This window comes from Pseudomonas sp. NDM, from assembly GCF_003105095.1.
In the GTDB taxonomy this organism is placed as follows: Bacteria; Pseudomonadota; Gammaproteobacteria; order Pseudomonadales; family Pseudomonadaceae; genus Aquipseudomonas; species Aquipseudomonas moraviensis_A.
Genome location: NZ_QETJ01000254.1, coordinates 1 through 4,440, shown reverse-complemented (window position 1 = coordinate 4,440; position 4,440 = coordinate 1). Strand labels below are relative to the sequence as shown.

The window sequence follows — 4,440 nt, the reverse complement described above, 5'->3', positions numbered from 1 at the left end:
GAAGGCTGCGATCTTTTGCGCCACCCCTTATAGTGCGTTCATTGACGCTTAGAGAGATCCCCCATGAGTCAGCAAACGCCGTACATCTTCGACGCCACGACTGCCGATTTCGACCAGTCGGTGATCGAAGCCTCCTTCAACAAGCCGGTGCTGGTGGATTTCTGGGCCGAATGGTGTGCGCCGTGCAAGGCGTTGATGCCGATGCTGCAAGGCATTGCCGAGAGCTATCAGGGCGAGCTGCTGCTGGCCAAGGTCAATTGCGACATCGAGCAGGACATCGTCGCCCGCTTCGGCATTCGCAGCCTGCCGACCGTGGTGCTGTTCAAGGACGGTCAGCCGGTCGATGGCTTTGCCGGCGCTCAACCGGAATCTGCCGTGCGCGCCCTGCTCGAACCGCATGTGCAAATGCCGCCACCGGCTGCTGCCGACCCGTTCGAACAGGCTCAGGCGATGTTCGACGACGGCCGTTTCGCCGAGGCCGAAGCGGCTCTGGTCGCCCTGCTCAATGAAGACAATACCAACGCCAGGGCGCTGATCCTCTACGCACGCTGCCTGACCGAACGCGGTGAGCTGGGCGAAGCGCAAACTGTGCTCGACGCGGTCAAGAGCGATGAGCACAAAGCCGCACTCGCTGGGGCCAAGGCGCAGATCCAGTTTCTCGGCCTCGCCCGGGACCTGCCGGACGCCGCCGACCTGAAGAGCCGCCTGGCGCAAAATCCGCAGGACGATGAAGCGGTGTATCAACTGGCGATCCAGCAACTGGCACGCCAGCAATACGAAGCGGCGCTGGACGCCCTGCTCAAACTGTTCATCCGCAACCGCAACTATGGCGAAGGCTTGCCGCACAAGACCTTGCTGCAGGTGTTCGAGCTGCTGGGCAATGATCACCCGTTGGTGACGGTGTATCGCCGCAAGATGTTTGCTGCGCTTTATTGAGAGCAAAAGATCGCAGCGTGCCGCAGCTCCTACATCGGATCGTGTTCACCGCGGTTTTTGCGGAGGAACGCTGATTCTATAGGAGCTGCCGAAGGCTGCGATCTTTAGCGGTTCACTCGATCCAGCTATAGAGCGGCGTATCCCCGCCGCTCGCCACCTTCACATCGGTACTGTGGCGCAAACGCACCAGCAAACGCTTGCCCGCCGCCGCACTGCCGGTCAGCGCCTCCAACTGATCGAGCAGATCCGGTCCACTCAGTTGCCCAGCCTTGCGCAGCAAGTCTCTGGCCACCTGCCACAGCGCATCGTCCTGACTCACCGGCTTCGCCGCCGGGGCTGGCGCAACCGCCTCAGACTGCGCAACCGGCGCCTGCCCGCTCAGCGCCGAACCGAGCCTCGCCCAATCGCTGTCATCCAGCTCCACCGTCAAATCCACCGGCACCTCGCCGACCGTTCCGCGTATCCGCAACATCGAGTTCGCTCCTGCATTTTTCTGACCTGCATGCTCCCACGGGACTTGTGCAACGCCAAGTAAAGGGCGCCAAACACATCTGGTAATTCCGGGTTAATCGGCTAAATTAATCTCTTTTTGCGGGAAGGATTCCCAATGTCTTCAGGACGAAAACTGGCCTCTAAAGGAGGCCCGACCTCTACAGGTGGCGTGATACTTGAAGGAAATGAGAACCTCAATATCGAAGGAAGAATAATCGCTTCCATTGGACAACTCGCCAGTTGTCCGGTTTGTGGGCCTGGCAAAGGCCCCATCGTAGCAGTGGGTGAAAGAACGCTGATTTTACCTGCCGGACCAGCTGCGCTAGAGGGTGACTACGTCGCCTGCGGTTGTCCGCCCATGACAAATAAGCTGCTCACTCAGCAACACAGTGGTTTTGCAGGAATTGGCCGGCCCGCTCCAATTGACATGGGGCCACCGATTGCTGCCCTGACCTCTTATCGCTACTTGCAGGTCATCATCGAACGCCTCGATGACACGGAAAAGCCAGGTTTGGCTTACAAACTCAAGGACAAGGCGAAGGTTGCCGTTTTACAAGACAGCACTTGCAACCTCACAGGCGAAGGCTGCGAACACCCGGTAAAAAACGCTTCGGATTACGACACCCTGTTGGTAGGGGAAGATTCCGAATGGACTTTCTATGCCTATGAAGAGCCCCTGACACAGGATTTGTCATGAAATCGGAAATCAAACTCATCTTTAAAGACTTTCTGATGCAGCCACCGCCAGGCGTAAAATTTCAGCTGCTTATTGACGGTCAAGTCGTAGATGACAACATCGTTCAAAACGATGACAGGCCTCGCATTTATTCATTAATGTCCAAAAACGGCCAGATCGCTATAACGCTCGCGGGCAAGGAACTATCGTCGATCAAGACCCGAGACACCCACGAAGTGACGGTTCAGATTGTGGGGAACTCCGGTACAAAAAAAGGTATGCACACTGCGACGTTGAATCCAGGGAAGTCTCTTTCGATCGTAGCGATATCACCGTGGGTAAAAGTCCCGCTTACGACCAGCGGCGCTGTCTCGAACGACGCGTTCTACGAAGTCGAATATGGTGTGAAACGTACCAATGAAACCCGAACGGTGAAAGTCGTCATTCAGGACATGCCGCGCAGGATACTGATGGAGGCGCTGTCACACCGGGGATCAACACAATGGGCAGGGAATAAAAGCAAAAAGTCGCTACCACACCCTACTCTCAGGCAGAGCGTGGAATTTCCACCAAACACAAATAAATGCAATCTGTTCGTCTACGACGTGCTGACCGCAATTGGGGTCAACGTGGCGTTGATTGAACATGGCAAATCGAAATACCTGCCATATTTCTCCAAGGTTAGCCCTCCGCTCGCGGGTGAATGGGCGAATGGACAACGATTGCTCAACAGCTGGAAAGTCGAGCGCACGCCGTTGCCCGGGGACGTCGGCGCTTACGCAATGAATTATTCCGACGCCAGCGGCCATGTCGGCTTCGTTCTAACGAAGGGCGTATGCATTTCTGCAGGGTGGGAAAAAGTTGAAGTTAACGACGCAGGTTTTCGCCATGCGACCGGTAATGCAAATCCCAGCGACCATGACTTCACTATTTTCCGACGCTACAAACACAGCACGCCACAATGAAACGCCCTTATTCGCTCCTCCTCATAATTCCGTTTTTGCTCATTGTGGCATGGCGCATCTGGTTGCCTGCCGATCTTTCGGCTTGTCCCGCTGACGGGGAAACTGCAGGTCCACTGACCCTTGTTATTCGTGATTACTTTGAGCGCAATAGCCGGACCGACTGGCGAAACATGGATGATCGTTTCGACATACTTTCAACCCCCGAAGGCCAGAGCATAGCGAGTCAACCGAATTCACACACTTGCGAAGCATTGCGGGTACTGCAGAGTCCGGCGTTCAGTCAGAGTGAAAAAATCTTCACCCTGGCACTGATGTTCAGACTGCCAATCGACCAGTACATGGCCCTGATGGATCGCAGTCATCAACTCTACACGCAGGGCAAAATGGATAAGGAGGTGCTGACTCTGGTGGTATTTCCGCGCGGAACAGCCATCAACTACTGGTGGCTTCCGGCTTGGCGACAGCGTTTCAGTCGCGATGCCCCGAGCGTGCTCGACGCAAATCTGATCAACGATGTTCTTTCGGGACACTATTGGTTCGACTATCCCGGCGCAGGCTTCTGATTCTGCAAGCATGACATCCAATCCCAGCACCGCCCGCGAACTCATCCCGGGCGGTGCCTAGCCAAGTCTTGCGCAATCCCAAGCGCACGGGCACACTCTGCGCACTTTCGTTATAAGATTACATAACAATTTTTTCATTTTTTGGAGTCCGCCATGCGTCGTTTGCTGCTCGCTTTGCCGTTTGCCCTGTTGCCGCTGGCCGCTGCCCATGCGGTTGATGAGCACGATCACGACCATGAGCACGGCAGCCTCGGCGCGCATGAGCATGGTGTGGGTCGCCTGAATGCCGCGCTCGACGGTCAGACCCTGGAGCTGGAACTGGAAAGCCCGGCGATGAACCTGGTCGGTTTCGAACATGCGGCCACGTCGGACGCGGACAAGGCCAAAGTCGCTGCCGCTCGTGCGCAGCTGGAAAAACCATTGGCGCTGTTCAGTCTGCCCGCTGCGGCCGGTTGCAAAGTGGTCAGCCAGGAACTGGAAAGCCCGCTGTTCGGCGACAAGCCGGACGCCGACGATCACGACGAAGATGAAGCGGACAAGGACGGTCACGAGCATCACCACGACCACAGCGAAATCCATGCGCATTACCAGTTCAACTGCGCCACACCGGGGGCGCTGAATACGCTGGATCTGGCGAACGTCTTCAAGACCTTCCCGGCTACGCAGAAGATTCAGGTACAACTGATCAGCGCCAGCGGCCAGCAAGGCACGGAAGTGACGGCGAAATCGGCTGCGCTGAAATTCTGAATATTGTAGAGACCCCCTGTAGGAGTGAGCCTGCTCGCGATGAGGCCAGCACATTCAGCAT

General features: G+C 56.5%; 6 protein-coding genes. 5 read left to right on the top strand and 1 reads right to left on the bottom strand.

Going from position 1 to position 4,440, the window contains the following annotated elements:
- The first annotated feature begins 63 nt into the window (after window positions 1-63).
- Entirely contained in the window at window positions 64-936 is an 873-nt protein-coding gene (gene trxA, locus DCO47_RS25905) for a thioredoxin (RefSeq protein ID WP_042610625.1), read from the top strand.
- A gap of 112 nt (window positions 937-1,048) precedes the next feature.
- On the opposite strand, the gene DCO47_RS25900 is transcribed toward trxA, so the two are convergent.
- Window positions 1,049-1,408, bottom strand: a complete 360-nt coding sequence (locus tag DCO47_RS25900) for a hypothetical protein (protein ID WP_065615589.1) — start codon at window positions 1,406-1,408, stop codon at window positions 1,049-1,051.
- 135 nt (window positions 1,409-1,543) lie between these two features.
- On the opposite strand from DCO47_RS25900, the gene DCO47_RS27440 reads away from it, so the two are divergent.
- The 4 genes from DCO47_RS27440 to DCO47_RS25875 all read left to right on the top strand — a co-directional run bounded on the left by DCO47_RS27440 (window position 1,544) and on the right by DCO47_RS25875 (window position 4,379).
- Complete coding sequence (locus DCO47_RS27440) at window positions 1,544-2,125, top strand: PAAR domain-containing protein (RefSeq protein ID WP_225930982.1); 582 nt, start codon at window positions 1,544-1,546, stop codon at window positions 2,123-2,125.
- Window positions 2,122-3,069: a CHAP domain-containing protein gene (locus DCO47_RS25885; RefSeq protein WP_065615588.1), complete on the top strand. Its 948-nt coding sequence runs from the start codon at window positions 2,122-2,124 to the stop codon at window positions 3,067-3,069. The genes DCO47_RS27440 and DCO47_RS25885 overlap by 4 nt, the downstream gene beginning before the upstream one ends.
- Entirely contained in the window at window positions 3,066-3,632 is a 567-nt protein-coding gene (locus DCO47_RS25880) for a hypothetical protein (protein ID WP_064364007.1), read from the top strand. Before DCO47_RS25885 ends, DCO47_RS25880 begins: the two co-directional genes overlap by 4 nt.
- A 153-nt stretch (window positions 3,633-3,785) precedes the next feature.
- A complete protein-coding gene (locus DCO47_RS25875) occupies window positions 3,786-4,379 on the top strand; it encodes a DUF2796 domain-containing protein (RefSeq protein WP_065615587.1) in 594 nt (197 codons plus the stop codon).
- Window positions 4,380-4,440: the final 61 nt, after the last annotated feature.

Bases quoted from the DNA above. Each gene is read 5' to 3' on its own strand.
- DCO47_RS25900 (WP_065615589.1), bottom strand. From the start codon at position 1,408: ATGTTGCGGATACGCGGAACGGTCGGCGAGGTGCCGGTGGATTTGACG.
- DCO47_RS27440 (WP_225930982.1), top strand. From the start codon at position 1,544: ATGTCTTCAGGACGAAAACTGGCCTCTAAAGGAGGCCCGACCTCTACA.
- DCO47_RS25875 (WP_065615587.1), top strand. From the start codon at position 3,786: ATGCGTCGTTTGCTGCTCGCTTTGCCGTTTGCCCTGTTGCCGCTGGCC.
- DCO47_RS25880 (WP_064364007.1), top strand. From the start codon at position 3,066: ATGAAACGCCCTTATTCGCTCCTCCTCATAATTCCGTTTTTGCTCATT.
- trxA (WP_042610625.1), top strand. From the start codon at position 64: ATGAGTCAGCAAACGCCGTACATCTTCGACGCCACGACTGCCGATTTC.
- DCO47_RS25885 (WP_065615588.1), top strand. From the start codon at position 2,122: ATGAAATCGGAAATCAAACTCATCTTTAAAGACTTTCTGATGCAGCCA.